Source organism: Accumulibacter sp., assembly GCF_029255145.1.
Lineage (GTDB): Bacteria > Pseudomonadota > Gammaproteobacteria > Burkholderiales > Rhodocyclaceae > Accumulibacter.
Window position 1 is genome coordinate 1 of sequence record NZ_JAPUVQ010000092.1, and the last position, 14,982, is coordinate 14,982.

The 14,982-nt window shown below is 65.4% G+C and carries 13 protein-coding genes and 1 other RNA gene; 2 read left to right on the forward strand and 12 right to left on the reverse strand.

Annotated elements, in window-relative coordinates; genetic code table 11:
- Window positions 1-688: 688 nt before the first annotated feature.
- Both Q1L50_RS08880 and Q1L50_RS08885 read left to right on the forward strand, forming a co-directional pair.
- Window positions 689-2,785, forward strand: coding sequence for a molybdopterin oxidoreductase family protein (locus Q1L50_RS08880; protein WP_300337662.1), 2,097 nt, complete (start codon window positions 689-691; stop codon window positions 2,783-2,785).
- Window positions 2,786-2,904: 119 nt separating this feature from the next.
- Window positions 2,905-6,078: a PAS domain S-box protein gene (locus tag Q1L50_RS08885; RefSeq protein WP_300337664.1), complete on the forward strand. Its 3,174-nt coding sequence runs from the start codon at window positions 2,905-2,907 to the stop codon at window positions 6,076-6,078.
- A 333-nt stretch (window positions 6,079-6,411) separates the two neighbouring features.
- Here Q1L50_RS08885 and Q1L50_RS08890 read toward each other — a convergent pair whose 3' ends face one another.
- The 12 genes from Q1L50_RS08890 to Q1L50_RS08945 form a co-directional block, all read right to left on the reverse strand.
- Window positions 6,412-6,840, reverse strand: coding sequence for a ClpXP protease specificity-enhancing factor (locus Q1L50_RS08890; RefSeq protein ID WP_300337666.1), 429 nt, complete (start codon window positions 6,838-6,840; stop codon window positions 6,412-6,414).
- An 84-nt stretch (window positions 6,841-6,924) separates the two neighbouring features.
- Window positions 6,925-7,521 (reverse strand): glutathione S-transferase N-terminal domain-containing protein, encoded by a 597-nt coding sequence (locus Q1L50_RS08895; protein WP_300337708.1) that lies wholly within the window; start codon window positions 7,519-7,521, stop codon window positions 6,925-6,927.
- A 101-nt stretch (window positions 7,522-7,622) separates the two neighbouring features.
- Window positions 7,623-8,333 (reverse strand): cytochrome c1, encoded by a 711-nt coding sequence (locus Q1L50_RS08900; protein ID WP_300337668.1) that lies wholly within the window; start codon window positions 8,331-8,333, stop codon window positions 7,623-7,625.
- Between the two features lie 13 nt (window positions 8,334-8,346).
- The gene (locus tag Q1L50_RS08905) at window positions 8,347-9,666 is read right to left on the reverse strand and encodes a cytochrome bc complex cytochrome b subunit (protein WP_300337670.1); all 1,320 of its coding nucleotides are present in this window, start codon (window positions 9,664-9,666) and stop codon (window positions 8,347-8,349) included.
- A 3-nt stretch (window positions 9,667-9,669) separates the two neighbouring features.
- Entirely contained in the window at window positions 9,670-10,266 is a 597-nt protein-coding gene (gene petA, locus Q1L50_RS08910) for a ubiquinol-cytochrome c reductase iron-sulfur subunit (RefSeq protein ID WP_300337672.1), read from the reverse strand.
- A 100-nt stretch (window positions 10,267-10,366) separates the two neighbouring features.
- Complete coding sequence (gene recR / locus Q1L50_RS08915; protein ID WP_300337674.1) at window positions 10,367-10,969, reverse strand: recombination mediator RecR; 603 nt, start codon at window positions 10,967-10,969, stop codon at window positions 10,367-10,369.
- Complete coding sequence (locus Q1L50_RS08920) at window positions 10,969-11,292, reverse strand: YbaB/EbfC family nucleoid-associated protein (protein WP_300337675.1); 324 nt, start codon at window positions 11,290-11,292, stop codon at window positions 10,969-10,971. The genes recR and Q1L50_RS08920 overlap by 1 nt, the downstream gene beginning before the upstream one ends.
- 34 nt (window positions 11,293-11,326) lie before the next feature.
- A complete protein-coding gene (gene dnaX, locus Q1L50_RS08925; protein ID WP_300337676.1) occupies window positions 11,327-12,952 on the reverse strand; it encodes a DNA polymerase III subunit gamma/tau in 1,626 nt (541 codons plus the stop codon).
- A gap of 122 nt (window positions 12,953-13,074) precedes the next feature.
- Window positions 13,075-13,173: signal recognition particle sRNA small type (gene ffs, locus Q1L50_RS08930), an RNA gene on the reverse strand.
- A gap of 18 nt (window positions 13,174-13,191) precedes the next feature.
- Window positions 13,192-13,455 (reverse strand): hypothetical protein, encoded by a 264-nt coding sequence (locus Q1L50_RS08935; protein WP_300337678.1) that lies wholly within the window; start codon window positions 13,453-13,455, stop codon window positions 13,192-13,194.
- A gap of 24 nt (window positions 13,456-13,479) precedes the next feature.
- Window positions 13,480-13,734, reverse strand: coding sequence for a MoaD/ThiS family protein (locus Q1L50_RS08940; RefSeq protein WP_300337679.1), 255 nt, complete (start codon window positions 13,732-13,734; stop codon window positions 13,480-13,482).
- Window positions 13,734-14,981: an FAD-dependent oxidoreductase gene (locus tag Q1L50_RS08945; protein ID WP_300337681.1), complete on the reverse strand. Its 1,248-nt coding sequence runs from the start codon at window positions 14,979-14,981 to the stop codon at window positions 13,734-13,736. The genes Q1L50_RS08940 and Q1L50_RS08945 overlap by 1 nt, the downstream gene beginning before the upstream one ends.
- Window position 14,982 lies beyond the last annotated feature (1 nt).

Genomic DNA, 14,982 nt, shown 5'->3' on the forward strand with positions numbered 1-14,982 from the left:
CCGCCCGCTCGTGTCTCGCGCCAGCCAGCTGGACGGTGTTTGCCGATCGGCAGTCACAGATTGCGAGCAGCCCGCAGGTACTGGCAGCGCTGGTCGGACGAGACGTCGGGCGGCGCCGGGGGCAGCACGACGGAGCCCCCCAACCCCACTTGCCCCAGCCGGGGCGTTTGGTTTTTACACCCGGTTATAACTTGCTTGTCCATTTGTTTTGGGGGTGGGTGTTGTTTTTCCCACCCTCCCCCCCCCACGTCTCGTCCGACCAGCGCTGCCAGTACCTGCGGGCTGCTCGCAATCTGTGACTGCCGATCGGCAAACACCGTCCAGCTGGCTGGCGCGAGACACGAGCGGGCGGGCGGTGACGGCGTCCGCCCTGCGATGCCGGCCGCGACCTGCTCGGCTGCCAGCGCGCCGAGAACGGTGCTGGTGATCGCCGCCAGCAGCAGAGCGCAAATCAGGCGGGGGCGGGGTCGGGATGAGCTGGTCATGGCCTCGAAATCTGAAGGCGAACTTTTCGCATCAGGGGCATGATAGGTCAGAAAGTGGCAGATCCGGCAGGCGCGGGCACACCGCGTGTCCAGGCTTCGTCTCGCTCGCCATCACCGACGGTCTGAGAAGCAGCGCCGAACGGCAGCGGAACGCCCGCGAAGCTGCTATCTTCCGATCATCGAAGACAGCCCGGGAACGCGCCATGGCCCAGCCCACCCCCAGCCCCACCCCCGCCGCCACGCATACCGTGCGCGGCGCCTGTCCACACGATTGCCCGGATACTTGCGCGCTCGAAGTCACGGTCAGTGATGGCCGGGTGGTCAAGGTTGCCGGCGCCGCCGACCACCCGCCAACCGCCGGAGCGCTATGCACCAAGGTCGCTTTCTACCCGGAGCGCATTTATCACCCCGACCGCCTGCTCTACCCGCTGCGCCGGCTCGGCGCGAAGGGCCCCGGCGCCCGTTTCGAGCGCATCTCCTGGGCGCAAGCGCTAGCGACGATTGCCGAGCGCTTGCGCGGCGTCGCCACCGAATACGGTGCCGAAGCGATCGTCCCCTACAGCTACGCCGGCAACTCGGGGCTGCTCGGCTATGGGTCGATGGACCGCCGTTTCTTCCACCGTCTCGGCGCCTCGCAGCTCGACCGGACGATCTGCGCCAGCGCCGGCGCGATGGGCTACCGCGGGACCATCGGGGCGAGCGTCGGGTTCGACGTCGAGAACGTCGTCGACGCGCGGCTGATCATCATCTGGGGCAGCAACAGCGTCGTCTCCAACCTGCATTTCTGGCGCCTGGCGCAGGAAGCCAGGCGCCGCGGTGCGCGTCTGATCGCCATCGATCCCTGTCGCACCGCCACCGCCGACAAATGCGACCAGCACATCGCCCTGCTTCCCGGCACCGACAGCGCGCTGGCGCTCGGGTTAATGCACGTGCTGATCCGCGACGACCTTCTCGACCACGACTACATCGCCCACCACACCCTGGGTTTCGACGCGCTCAGGGAACGGGCGCTGCAATACCCGCCGGCGCGAGTGGCGGCGATCTGCGGCATCGGTGAAGGCGAAGTCGAGCAACTGGCGCGGGCCTACGGCAGCAGCAGCCCGGCAGCGATCCGCACCAACTACGGGATCAACCGCACGGCCGGTGGCGGCATGGCGCTACGCGCCGTGTCGTGCCTGCCGGCGCTGACCGGTGCCTGGCGTCATCCCGCGGGGGGTATCCTGCTCTCGAGTTCGGGCAATTATCCGGTCAACGCGGCGGCGCTCGAACGCCCCGACCTGATGCCGACGCCGACGCCGCGAATGATCAACATGAGCACCATCGGCGCCGACCTGCTGCGCGCGCAGCCGCCGATCAAGGCGCTGTTCGTCTATAACAGCAATCCGCTGGCGATCGCGCCGCAATCGGCCGAGGTGGTCGGCGGCTTCGCCCGCGACGACCTGTTCACCGTCGTCCACGATCTCTTCCAGACCGACACCGCCGACTACGCCGACATCCTGCTGCCGGCCACCAGTCACATGGAACAGCTCGACATCCACAAGTCTTACGGACACCTGCACGTCCAGGTCAATCAGCCGGCTATCGCGGCCCTCGGCGAGGCGCTGCCGAATACCGAGCTGTTTCGCCGACTGGCCTGGCAGATGGGCTTCAGCGAAGCGTGCTTTGCCGACAGCGATGAGGACCTGTGTCGTCAGGCGTTCGACTGGGACGACCCGCGGATGGCTGGTTTGTCGTGGGAAAAGCTCAAGCTCGAAGGCCACGCCCGCCTCAAGCTGCCGCGCGGCGCGGCGCCGTTCGCTGCTGGCGGCTTCCCGACGCCTTCCGGGAAGTGCGAGTTCTACAGCCAGACGATGGCCAGCGAAGGCGTCGACCCCTTACCCGGTTTCATTCCCCCGCGCGAGTGGCGGCAAAGCGCGTTGGCGGCCGAGTTCCCGCTGGCGCTGATTACTCCGCCGGCGCGTAATTTCCTGAACAGCAGCTTCGCCAACTCGCCGCGCTTTCTGGCGCAGGAAAAATCGCCAGCGGTCCACCTTCATCCGGTCGATGCGGCCGCGCGCGGCATTGTCGACGACACCCCGGTGCGCATCTTCAACCGCCGCGGCGAATTCCACGCCCGGGCGATCGTCAGCGATCGCGTGCGACCCGGTGTCGCGATGGCGACGTCGATCTGGTGGCGCAAGCATTCGCCCGACGGCCGCAACTGCAACGAAGTGACCAGTCAGGCGCTGACCGACATGGGTGGCGGTGCGACCTTCTACGATTGCCTGGTCGACATCGCGAGACGTGTCACAGCGGCCTGATCGGCCCGGTCCGAGCGCACACCATGTGGCGCCCGCTCTCGGATTTCGGCTCCCTGGCCGCGGTCGAGACATTGCTACGCTTGGCGTAGCTGGTGCACCCTGAGCAGATGGTCGAACCTATGGCTTTCCCACTTCGCTATTTGCTGCCGGCTGCCCCGCGCTCACTGCTGCGGGAGCTGATGTCCGGCCTGCGCGGCGGCGCCGCGCGCCATCTTGGCTGCCTGCTCGTGGTGGCGTGGCTGTCGCCCGGCCTCGCCGCAGCCGCTGAGCTGACGACGGTGCGTGTCGGCGTCGGCAGCAATCCACCAATCGCCTTCCAGGATTCGGCCGGCGAGATGCAGGGCATCGCCGTCGACGTGCTGAACGGCATTGCCGGAAAAGAGGGCTGGCGCCTGGACTTCGTACACGCCGAGTGGCAGCAGCTCCTCGACTTGCTGGAGCAGGGCGAGATCGATCTGCTGACCGGTATTGCCTACACCCCGAAACGTGCGGAGCGATTCGAGTTTACCAGGGAGGCGGTGCTCAGCAACTGGGGCGTCGTCTATGCCAGGCCAGGCAGCAAGCTCCAGTCGCTGTTCGAACTCGAGGACAGGCGCGTGGCACTGGTTGCCGGCGCGACGCATAGTGACGAGTTGAGCGAGCTCGTCGTCAGGTTCGGCGTCCGGATCGTCCCGACTTCGGCGGTGGACTACGACCAGGCCCTGGCGATGGTCGCCAGCGGCGACGCCGATGCCGCCGTCGTCAGCCGCGCCTTTGGCGCGCTGAATTCGGCCCGCTACCACCTCGAATCCACCGGCATCGTCTTCAACCCGATTTCGGTTCGCTACGCCGCGCCGAAAGACGCCGACCCGGCGATTATCAGGAGTGTGGACCGCCACCTCGAGGACCTGCTCGCCCGCCGCGATAGCGCTTACTACGAGTCGCTCGACCGGTGGCTGGGCGATGTCGCGCCGGCGAGGCTACCCGAATGGGTCCGCTGGGCCTTGATGGCGACCCTGAGTACCCTGGCTCTGGCGATGTTCTTCGTATTGTCTCTTCGTCGCCAGGTCAGGGTACGCACCCTGGCGCTGCGCGACAGCGAAGAATCCTTCCGGGCGACCTTCAATCAAGCGGCGGTCGGCATCGCCCAGGTCGAACTCGACGGCCGCTGGCGGGAGGTGAACCAGCGGCTCTGCGATATCGTCGGCTACACCCGCGATGAACTGCTGCAGCTCACTTTTCAGGACCTCACCCATCCGGAAGACCTGGGCTCTGATCTCGAACAGGTGCGCCAGATGCTGGCGGGGACCCAGAAGACGTACGCACTGGAGAAACGTTACTTCCACAAGTCCGGTGCGACGGTCTGGATCAGGCTGACCGTGGCTCTGGTGCGCGGCGAGAGCGAGGGGCCCAAGTACTTTGTGTCGGTGATCGAAGACATCACCGCTCGCAAGCTGGCCGAAGCGGCACTTTTCGAGAGCGACGCGAGATCGCGGCTGTTCATCGATCATGCGCCGGCCGCGCTCGCGATGCTCGACCGCGAGATGCGCTACCTGGCGGTCAGTCGCCGCTGGCTGAAGGATTATGGGCTGGACGACTGCGAACTCCTTGGCCGATCGCACTATGAAATCTTCCCCGAGATTGCGGAAGCCTGGAAGGATGTACATCGCCGGGGTCTGGCCGGCGAGGTGGTACGCGCGGACGAGGAACGTTTCGTGCGCTACGACGGCACCGCTCAATGGCTGCGCTGGGAGGTGCGGCCGTGGCACACATCCGACGGCGCGGTTGGTGGCATCGTCATTTTTTCCGAGGACATCACCGGACGCAAAGAGGCCGAAGGCAAGGCGCGGCAGGGCGAACTGGTGCTCGATTCGGTCTTCCAGGCCCTGCCCGATCTGTTTTTCCTGATGGACCCCGACGGCACTATTCGCGATTACCGCGCGCAGCAAAGTGCAGACCTGTATGTCCCGCCCAAGGCGTTCCTGGGCAGGCGCATGCAGGACGTGTTCCGCGGCGACATTGGCCAGCTGGTCCAACGCAAGATGGCCGAAATCGGCGAACGGGGCGGGTTGGCGACCTGTGAGTACGATCTGACCGTATCCGGCGATGCGCGCCGCTTCGAGGCCCGGCTCACTCGCCTGCCCAGGGGCGGTCAATTCATTGCCGTCGTGCGCGACATCACCCGCGAATACCAGGATCGTCGGTTGCTGGCTGGCAGCGAGGCTCGCTACCGTCGTCTGTTCGAGCACAATCCGGCGCCGATGCTGGTCTACGAAACGGGCAGCCTGCGCCTGCTGGCGGTCAACGAGGCCTTTACCAGCCACTACGGTTACGGCCCCGACGAAGTCCCCGGGATGCGTCTCCCGGATCTTTACCCGGCAGCGCAAAAGCAGCGGCTCATCGATTGCGAGGCGCGGCTGGCCGGGCTGGTCGATGTCGGCGAATGGCGCCACATGAAGAAGAACGGAAGCCTGATCGACGTCGAGGTACGTTCTCACGATCTGTACTATGAGGGCCAGGCCACTCGACTGGCGGTGATCACCGACGTCACCGGGCGCAAACGCATGCAGGACGAGATCAGTCGACTCAATGCCGAACTCGAGCAACGCGTTCGCCAGCGCACGGTCGAGCTGGAAAATGTAAACAGGGAGTTGCAGACCTTCACCTATTCCGTGTCGCACGATCTGAAGGCGCCGTTGCGCGGCATTGACGGCTACAGCCGCCTGCTGCTTGACGAGCATCGCGAGCAACTGGACGACGAGGGGCGCTTGTTCCTGGACAATGTCCGCAACGGTGTGGCGCAGATGAGCCGTCTCATCGAGGATCTCCTGGCTTATTCACGCATGGAGCGACGCAGCCTGCACCGCCAGTCCATTGACCTGTCGGCGCAGGTGAGCGCCGTCCTGGCCCCCCGCAGTGCCGACATCCAGGCACGCGGGGTGCTCGTCGAGGTGGCATTGCAGGGGCTGACCGCGCACGCCGACCCGGAGGGCCTGGGCACGGTGCTGCGCAATCTGGTGGACAACGCGCTCAAGTTCACGCGCGACAGTCGGCCTCCGACCGTGACGATCAACGCGGTAGCGACCGATGCATCGATCATCCTGGCGATCAAGGACAACGGAATCGGCTTTGACATGCGCTTTCACGATCGAATCTTCGCCATCTTCCAACGTTTGCAGCGCGCCGAAGACTTTCCCGGAACCGGCGTCGGTCTGGCCATTGTGCACAAGGCCGTGCAACGGATGGCCGGGCGGGTCTGGGCCGAAAGCGCTCCCGGCCAGGGCGCAACCTTCTATGTGGAGTTGCCGCGATGATTGCTGCTGGCGGCGCCGGGAGTTACCCGCATTGGGCTCGATGCGGCAGCGGCTGCTCAGAGCTTGTGGAAAAATGGAGAATTAGCCACCGGCAGCGTCGTAAGCAAGTGATTCTCTGTGCACTTCATTGGCATATTGCCGCAGGCCAGGAATTTCCTACAGCCTCTCAGGTGCCGAAAGCCGGGCGCTGGTCCGATACATCGTCAGCACAACCCTCTCGCCGGGACCCAAAACCGCTCGACACCTCGGCGGTCAAAAGCCCTCGGCAGTAGCCAGCGCGTCATTGCGTCGTTCCTGTCGGATTCGGCGCGCCGCAATCCGTGAATGGCCAGGTCATTTCACCCGCTGCAACTTCGGTCGCCCAGCCGGCGGCGTGGTCGGCGGCTGGGGCTCGTCGCCGTGGTCGGTAGCGGCACCCGTGCCTTCTTCTACATTAACCGCACCCGTCGCGCTTTCCGGCTCGAAGGCCATGCCGCCGCCGTTCTCGCGCGCATAGATTGCCGAAACGTTGCCGATCGGGATCAACAGGTCGCGCGCGACACCGCCGAAGCGGGCCTGGAAAGTGATCTGGTCGTTACCCAGTTCGAGACGGCCGGTTGCTTCGTAGCCGACGTTGAGGACGATCTGGCCATCGCGAACGTGTTCCTTCGGTACGCGCGTGCGGGCGTCGACGGCGACGGCCAGGTAGGGGGTGAAGTTGTTGTCGGTGCACCATTGGTGGATGGCGCGAATCAGGTAGGGTTTGGTCGACGGCAGATCCAAGTGCTTTCCTGTGAGACGTGATCGAGCGGCAGGGAATGCGGTGGTGGCAGACGCCGCCGGCGAAGGCGGCGCCCGGCGCGTCTGCTACTTACGCATCGCTTTCTCCGATGGCGTCAGAGCGTCGATGAAGCCCTGCCGGCTGAAGATTCGCTCGCCGTACTTCATTAGCGGTGCGGCGTTGTTCGGCAGCTCGATGCCGTAGTGGTCGAGCCGCCAGAGCAGCGGAGCGATGGCGACGTCGAGCATCGAGAAGTCTTCTCCGAGCATGTGCTTCTGCTTGACGAAAACCGGCGCCATTTCGGTCAGGCGGTCGCGGATCTGCTGGCGAGCGCGGTCAGCGGTCTTGCCGTTTTTCTCCAGCGGCTCGATGTAGGCGAAGACCTCGCGCTCCATGGTGATCAGCAGTTGCCGCGCGCGCGCGCGCATGATCGGGTCGGCCGGCATCAGCTGCGGGTGCGGGAAGCGCTCGTCGATGTACTCGTTGATGATGTTCGGTTCGTACAGGATCAGGTCGCGTTCGACGAGGACCGGAACGCGGCCGTAGGGGTTGATCATCGCGATGTCTTCGGCCTTGGCGAAGAGATCGACGTCGATTATCTGGAAGTCCATGCCTTTCTCGTAAAGGACGATCCGGCAGCGGTGACTGAACGGGCAGGTGGTTCCCGAATAGAGATTCATCATCATCAATACCCTCAAAAACGAATCGGCATCGCGACGGCTGCGGGCGCTTGTGGCGCCCTTGCCGGCGATGCCGCAGCCTGAAACGCGGCGTTACACGGTTGTTACTTGATGTCTTTCCAGTAGTTCTTCTTCATCTTGTAGGCAAAACCGAAGAGAACCAGAAGGAAGGCCAGGACGCCGTAGCCGAGCTGCTTGCGGTAGCCGGCTTCGGGCTCGGCAGCCCAGACCATGAAGCCGACCAGGTCGGCGACCGTCTTGTCGAACTCGGCAGGCGACTGCAGGCCGGGCACCGCGATCTCCAGGTGGTGATCCTCGTTCAGCACCTGAACCCCCTGCAACTGCCACAGGATGTGCGGCATGCCGACGTTCTCGAAAATGGTGTTGTTCCAGCCGGTCGGCCGCTTCTCGTCGACGTAGAAGGAGCGCAGGTAGGTGTAGATCCAGTCCGCGCCGCTACCGTCCTCGGACGCCCGCGAGCGGGCAATCAGCGACAGGTCGGGCGGGGTCACCCCGAACCAGGCTTTCTGCTCCGCGGGACGCGCGGCGACGCGCATCTGCTCGCCTATCTTGTCGGCGGTAAACAACAGGTTGTCCTTGATCTGCTGCTCGGTCAGGCCGAGCCGCGTCAGGGTGTTGTAGCGGATGTAGCTGGCGCCATGGCAGTTCAGGCAATAGTTGATGAAGGTCTTGGCGCCGCTCTGCAGGGCGGCGTTGTCGCCCTGAACGTCGGGTGCCTTGTCGAGATGGACAGCGGCGCCGCTGGCCAGGGCGATTGCCGGGGCAAAGAGCAACGCCATAAGCAGTTTTTTCATTGTGTGCATTCCTTTACATCGTCACGCGGTCAGGTTCCGGCTTGTACTTGTCGATCCTCGACCACCATGGCATGGTCAGGAAGAAGAGGAAGTAGTAGGCGCTGAGAATCTGCGCCACCGGCGCGCTGGGAATCAGGCCGAAGAAAGCGTAGGACGGCGCTTTCGTGCCCAGGAAGCCCAGGATGAAGAAGGAAATCACGAAGATCGTCAGCAGCGTCTTGAAGATCGGGCCACGGTAGCGGATCGACTTGACCGGGCTACGGTCCAGCCACGGCAGGAAGGCCAGAATGACCACGCCGCCGCCCATCGCCACGACTCCCCAGAACTTCGCGTCGATGCCGAACAGCGGCCAGACCATCGCGCGCAGCAGCGAGTAGTAGGGCGTGAAGTACCACACCGGCGCGATGTGCAGCGGCGTCTTCAGCGGATCGGCAGGAATGAAGTTGTTGTACTCGAGGAAGTAGCCGCCACCCTCGGGAGCGAAGAAGACGATGATCGAGAAGACCATCAGGAAGACGACGACGCCGACGATGTCCTTCACCGAGTAATAGGGATGGAAGGGGATGCCATCGAGCGGGATGCCGCGCGCGTCCTTGCGTTTCTTGATCTCGACGCCGTCCGGGTTGTTCGAGCCGACCTCGTGCAGCGCCAGGATGTGCGCGGCGACCAGCCCGAGCAGCACCAGCGGCACGGCGATGACGTGGAACGAGAAGAAGCGGTTGAGCGTCGCGTCGCCGACGACGAAGTCGCCACGAATCCAGATCGACAGCGGGTCGCCGATCAGCGGAATCGCCGAGAACAGGTTGACGATCACCTGCGCACCCCAGAACGACATCTGTCCCCAGGGCAGCAGGTAGCCCATGAAGGCCTCGGCCATCAGGCACAGGAAGATCAGCGTGCCGAAGACCCAGATCAGCTCGCGCGGCTGGCGATACGATCCGTAGAGCATGCCGCGGAACATGTGCAGGTATACGACGACGAAGAATGCCGACGCGCCGGTCGAGTGCATGTAGCGGATCAGCCAGCCCCAGGGGACGTCGCGCATGATGTATTCGACGCTGGCGAAGGCGATCGGGATGCCGTTCGCGTTGAGCGAGGCGTCGGGCTTGTAGTGCATGACCAGGAAGATGCCGGTGACGATCTGGATGACCAGCACCAGCATCGCCAGCGAGCCGAAGAAGTACCAGAAGTTGAAGTTTTTCGGCGCGTAGTACTCGGAGAGGTGGCCACGCCACATCGAGGTCGCCGGGAAGCGGGCGTCAAACCACTCGAGCAGATTGCCCTGCAGGGAACCGTCGGATTTGTACTTTTCGTAACTGGTGTTCGACGCCATGGTTTAGGCTCCCTTCTTGTGTTCGCCGATGAGGATGCGCGTGTCCGACAGGTACATGTACGGCGGCACCTCAAGGTTGTCCGGCGCCGGCTTGTTCTTGAAGACCCGGCCGGCAAAGTCGAAGGTGGAGCCGTGACACGGGCAGAAGAAACCGCCAAGCCAGCTGGCGTCCATGCCGTCGGCCGGGCCGTGCTTGAACTTGGCCGAGGGCGAACAGCCAAGATGGGTGCAGATCCCCACGACGACCATGAATTCGGGTTTGATCGAGCGCGTTTCGTTCTTGCAGTACTCCGGCTGCATGTTCTTGTCGGAGTTCGGGTCGGCCACCTGGTCGTTGAGCTGCGGCAGTGTTTCGAGCATCGGTTTGCTGCGGTTGATGATCCACACCGGCTTGCCGCGCCACTCGACGGTCATCATCTGGCCGAGTTCGAGGTTGCCAATGTCGACTTCGACCGGTGCGCCGGCCGCCTTTGCCCGCTCCGACGGCAGCATGCTGGACAGGAAGGGCACGAGCGCAACCAGCGCTCCCGCCCCGCCGACTGCGGCGGTCGCGACGACCAGCCGCCGCCTGCCGCAGTCCACTTTGCTCTCATTGCTCATAGCGCTGATCCCTGGCACGTAATGGAAAGTTGGTACGAACTGAACCGCGGCATTATACGTGAATCTCTCGCGGGATAGAATTGCGGAGTGCCCGAAACGCTTAAACGGCAAGCGTTCGGCGCTCGCGCAGCGCCTGCGCCAGCGTTCCCGCGTCGACGTACTCGAGCTCGCCGCCGACCGGCACGCCGCGTGCGATGCGCGACACGCTGACCGCACGGCTCTTGAGCATTTCGCTGAGGTAGTGGGCGGTCGCCTCACCCTCGTTGGTGTAATTGGTGGCGATGATCACTTCGCGCACCACGCCGTCGCCGGCACGCGCCAGCAGCCGGTCGAGCCGCAGCTCGCCGGGGCCGATGCCGTCGAGCGGCGAAACCCGGCCCATCAGCACGTAGTAGAGGCCCGAATAGGCGTGCGTCTGCTCCATCATGTTCATGTCGATCGGCGTTTCGACGACGCACAACAGGCTGGCGTCGCGCTTGCTCGACAGGCAGCGCGCGCAGACCTCGGACTCGGTGAGAGTGTTGCAGCGCCGGCAATGGCGGAGCGCACCGAGCGCCAGCTGCAGCGCATCTGCCAGCCGCCGGGCGCCTGTCCGGTCGTGCTGCATCAGATGGTAAGCCATGCGCTGCGCCGACTTGGGACCGACGCCCGGCAGGCAGCGCAAAGCCTCGATCAGTGACTCGAGGCTCGACGGGGAGTTCATCAGAACGGCAGCTTCATCCCGGGTGGCAGATTGAGGCCGGCGGAGAAGCCGGCCATCCGCTCCTGGGAGAGGCCTTCGGCACGCCGCATGGCGTCGTTCAGGGCCGCGGCCACCAGGTCTTCGAGCATCTCCTTGTCGTCCATCACCGCCGCATCGATGGTTACCCGGCGGACGTTATGGCTGCAGGTCATCAGTACCTTGACCATGCCGGCGCCCGACTGGCCCTCGACTTCGAGCTGTGCCAGCTCGTCCTGGGCCTTTTTCATGTTCTCCTGCATCTGCTGAGCCTGTTTCATCAGGCCGGCGATTCCGCCTTTCATCATCTCTGTTGCCTCTGAAGTAAGGGATTGAACGGGGTTAAAGGGGTTTGATGGAAGATTCGATCAGCGTGGCGTCGAATGTTTCGATGACTTCACGGACGAAGCCATCCTCCTCGACCGCGGCGATGGCGCGGTCCTGCCGCTGCCGGCGGTCACGTTGCGCGGCGACAGCGGGGGTGTCGCCCGAGGGTGCTTCGAGCTCGACGAACAGTTTCAGGGGTCTGCCGAAGTGTTCGGAGAGGGCTTGTTGCAGCTTGTCCTGCGCGGACTTGATCAGCAGAGGGCGATGCGTCGGCGAAAGGCGCAGCGCGATCCGCGTTCCCGCCAGTTCGCGCCACTCGCAGTGCTGCGCCAGTTCGCGCGCCATGCCGCTGATCTTGAGCGCGGAGAGGGTCTGGTGCCAGTCGCCCGGCGGGCGATCCGCTTTGGCGAGCGGCGGCTGATCGCTTGTCGCCGCGACAGCCGCCGGTTGCGGCACGGCCAGCGCCGATGCGGGTCCTGAACCTGGCGCTGGGGTCGCCGCGGGGCCCCTGGCGGAGGCCCCGGCCGACGGCGACCGGCTCGCGGCGTCTCCTTCCGGGGCCGGCCGGAAGGCGTACAGACGCAGCAGGGTCATGCTGAATCCGGCCAGCTCGTCGGGCGCCAGCGGCAGTTCCTGACGTCCATGCACGGCGATCTGGTAGGCCAGCTGGACAAACTCCGGATCCATCGCGGCGGCCAGTTCCTGGATCCGCTGGCGCTCGGGCCAGTCGTCGGCGATCGCCAGCGGTGCCAGCTGGGCGATCTGCAGGCGCGTGAGCAGACTGGCCATTTCCTGCAGGGCGGCGTCGAACGACAGGCTGCGCGCCGCCATCTGGTCGGCGACCCGCAGCATCGCCGCCGCATCGCCGGCGAGCAGGGCATCGAGAATCAGCAGCAGGTGGTCGAGGTCGACCGCGCCGAGCATCTCGCGCACCTGTGTTTCTTCAACCTTGCCGCCGCCATGGGCAATTGCCTGGTCGAGCAGCGACAAGGCGTCGCGCATGCTGCCCGCCGCCGACCGCGCCAGCAACTGCAGCGCGCCAGCCTCGGCAGCGATGGCCTCGACTTCGAGGATGTGCTTGAGGTGGTCGGCGATCAGCGCCTGGGTCATCTGCTTGAGATTGAACTGCAGGCAGCGCGACAGCACGGTCACCGGGATCTTCTGCGGGTCGGTGGTCGCCAGGATGAACTTGACGTGTTCCGGGGGTTCTTCGAGCGTCTTCAACATGGCGTTGAACGCCGAAGTCGAGAGCATGTGCACTTCGTCGATGACGTAGACCTTGAAGCGGCCGCGGGTTGGCGCGTAGACCGCGTTCTCAAGCAGCTGCCGCATCTCGTCGACCTTGGTGTTGGTCGCCGCGTCGACTTCGAGGAGGTCGACAAAGCGTCCGCTGTCGATTTCCTGGCACGCGGAACAGCTGCCGCAGGGAGTCGCCGTGACCCCCGCTTCGCAATTGAGGGCCTTGGCCAGAATGCGCGCCAGGGTGGTCTTGCCGACGCCGCGGGTGCCGGTGAACAGGTAGGCGTGGTGCAGGCGCTGCGCGGTCAGGGCGTGCGTCAGCGCCCGGACGACGTGCTCCTGGCCGACCAGGCTGGCGAACGTTCGCGGGCGCCACTTGCGCGCCAGGACTTGGTAGCTCATGGGCGGATTCTAGCAGACGCCGGCATACCGCATTGCGGCAGTTTGTCGGCCCTGGTCCGCCTGGCCGCTGCGGCGGCGCTCGACCGGCGCAGACAGTCGAGGCGCGGTAAGGCGCTGCGAAGGGTGGCGAGCCTTACCCCCGGCACTCACATAAGACGGCTGTGGCTGCTTCCTTCCGGACCTGACCAGGTTCACCATCCTGCAATGCGGGGAGACCCGCCACGCGGCATGTTATCACATCAACCGCCGCCGCGTCGGAAATGACGCTGGAAGTCGTCCATGAAAGCCGCCTGCTGTTCGGCGCTGCCGCCGGAAAAGGTGATGTTGACCTCCACACGCGGCAGCGCCAGCGCTCCCATCTGCAGCATCGGCAAGGTCTGGCAACGGATTTCGACGCCGCGCCCGGCCTGCCGCAGCTGCCAGCCATCGGCCAGCGGCGCCACCGCCCAGCCGGCCAGCAGCGGTTGCAACTGGCGGACGAACTCGGGCAGCGCCAGAGTCATCGCGAACTGCGGCACCGCCCGTGCTCAGCCGCCGGCGATCGGTGGCCAGATGGCCAGCACGTCGCCAGGCTGCAGAAGCTGCGCGTCGCGCTGCTGCGGTGCGATGAACTGGCCGTTGAGCAGAACCAGATGCACCAGCTTTGGCGGCAGCGCCCGGGCAGCGATCAGCGAGGCGACGGTGCTCTGCTCGGGGACTTCCAGCGCCAGGACGTTGCTCCGGCGCGCTTCCGCCGGCAGGTAGTCGGTCAGGAAGGCGTACAGCTTGAGGGTGATCTGCATCAGGCCGCGGCCAGCCCCCTGGCGAGATAGGCTTCGCTGAGCAGCGTCGGGTTGGCGAGCAGGCGGGCCTGCCACTCGCCGAGCCGGACCCGGCCCTGGATCAGGCCGCGCAGGACGCCGAGGTGTTCGGTGTGGCCAATGCTGTTGGCGCCGACCAGCCGGTCGCCGTTGAAGACCAGCCGCAGGTAGCGGTAGCGGGCTTCGTCGAGCAAGTGCGCGGTTTCGCAGCCGGCCGCGTCGTGCCACTGACCGAACGACGCCGAGATCAGCCCGAGCGTGTCGAGGACGTTGAACACGAATGTTCCCGGCAAGGTCGCTGGCTGACCGGCCATGTTCAGCGCCGCGACGCGGGCCTGCTCGACGGCGTCGGGCTGGATGGCGTTGACCACCCGCCGACCGGTGCCGAACTCGATCGCTTCGGCGACATCGCCGGCGGCGAAGATGCCGGCGACGCTGGTCTGCATCGCGGCGTCGACCAGGACCCCGGTATCGACCACGACGCCACATCCGGCGAGGAACTCGATATTCGGTTTGACGCCGGTGGCGTTGATCAGCGCGTCGACTTCCAGCGCTTCGCCGTCGTCGAGGCTGACCAGCAAGGCGTCTCCGGCCTGAACGATGGCCACTACCCGGCGACCGGTACGGACGCGTACGCCCTTGCCTTCGCACCAGCGGCGGATCATCCCGCCGGCGACCTCGTCCATCATTCGCGGCACCATCCGGTCGCCCATTTCGACGACGCTCAGCTGCCGGCCCTGCGCGGCCAGCGATTCCAGGATGATGCAGCCGATGAAACCGGCGCCCATCTGCAGAACGCGTGCGCCGGGGGCAATGCTGGCGGCGATGGCGCGTGCGTCGGCGAGCGTCCAGCACGACAGGACCCGCGGCAGGTCGATGCCGGGAATCGGCGGCCGCACCGGATGCGAGCCGGTGGCGACCAGCACCCGGTCCCAGGCGAGAACGCTGCCGTCGGCCAGGGCGAGCGTGCGCCGCCCGCTGTCAATCGCCGTCACCCGGCCGTGCAGCAGAGTGATCCGCAGACGCGCGAAATGGCCGTCGTCCTTGCGCAGATACGTCCCCGCCTCGCCGATCTTGCCGGTCAGCAGATAGGGAATCGCCATCCGCGAGTACGGCGGCTCGGCTTCGTCACCGATCAGCGTGATCTCGGCTTGCGGGTCGGCGCGGCGCAAGGTCTCGGCGGCAACGACCCCGGCCGGGCCGTTGCCGATGATGACGTGCCTGAGCACC

Bases quoted from the DNA above. Each gene is read 5' to 3' on its own strand.
- Q1L50_RS08880 (WP_300337662.1), top strand. From the start codon at position 689: ATGGCCCAGCCCACCCCCAGCCCCACCCCCGCCGCCACGCATACCGTG.
- Q1L50_RS08885 (WP_300337664.1), top strand. From the start codon at position 2,905: ATGGCTTTCCCACTTCGCTATTTGCTGCCGGCTGCCCCGCGCTCACTG.
- Q1L50_RS08895 (WP_300337708.1), bottom strand. From the start codon at position 7,521: ATGATGAATCTCTATTCGGGAACCACCTGCCCGTTCAGTCACCGCTGC.
- Q1L50_RS08900 (WP_300337668.1), bottom strand. From the start codon at position 8,333: ATGAAAAAACTGCTTATGGCGTTGCTCTTTGCCCCGGCAATCGCCCTG.
- Q1L50_RS08905 (WP_300337670.1), bottom strand. From the start codon at position 9,666: ATGGCGTCGAACACCAGTTACGAAAAGTACAAATCCGACGGTTCCCTG.
- petA (WP_300337672.1), bottom strand. From the start codon at position 10,266: ATGAGCAATGAGAGCAAAGTGGACTGCGGCAGGCGGCGGCTGGTCGTC.
- recR (WP_300337674.1), bottom strand. From the start codon at position 10,969: ATGAACTCCCCGTCGAGCCTCGAGTCACTGATCGAGGCTTTGCGCTGC.
- Q1L50_RS08920 (WP_300337675.1), bottom strand. From the start codon at position 11,292: ATGATGAAAGGCGGAATCGCCGGCCTGATGAAACAGGCTCAGCAGATG.
- dnaX (WP_300337676.1), bottom strand. From the start codon at position 12,952: ATGAGCTACCAAGTCCTGGCGCGCAAGTGGCGCCCGCGAACGTTCGCC.
- Q1L50_RS08935 (WP_300337678.1), bottom strand. From the start codon at position 13,455: ATGACTCTGGCGCTGCCCGAGTTCGTCCGCCAGTTGCAACCGCTGCTG.
- Q1L50_RS08940 (WP_300337679.1), bottom strand. From the start codon at position 13,734: ATGCAGATCACCCTCAAGCTGTACGCCTTCCTGACCGACTACCTGCCG.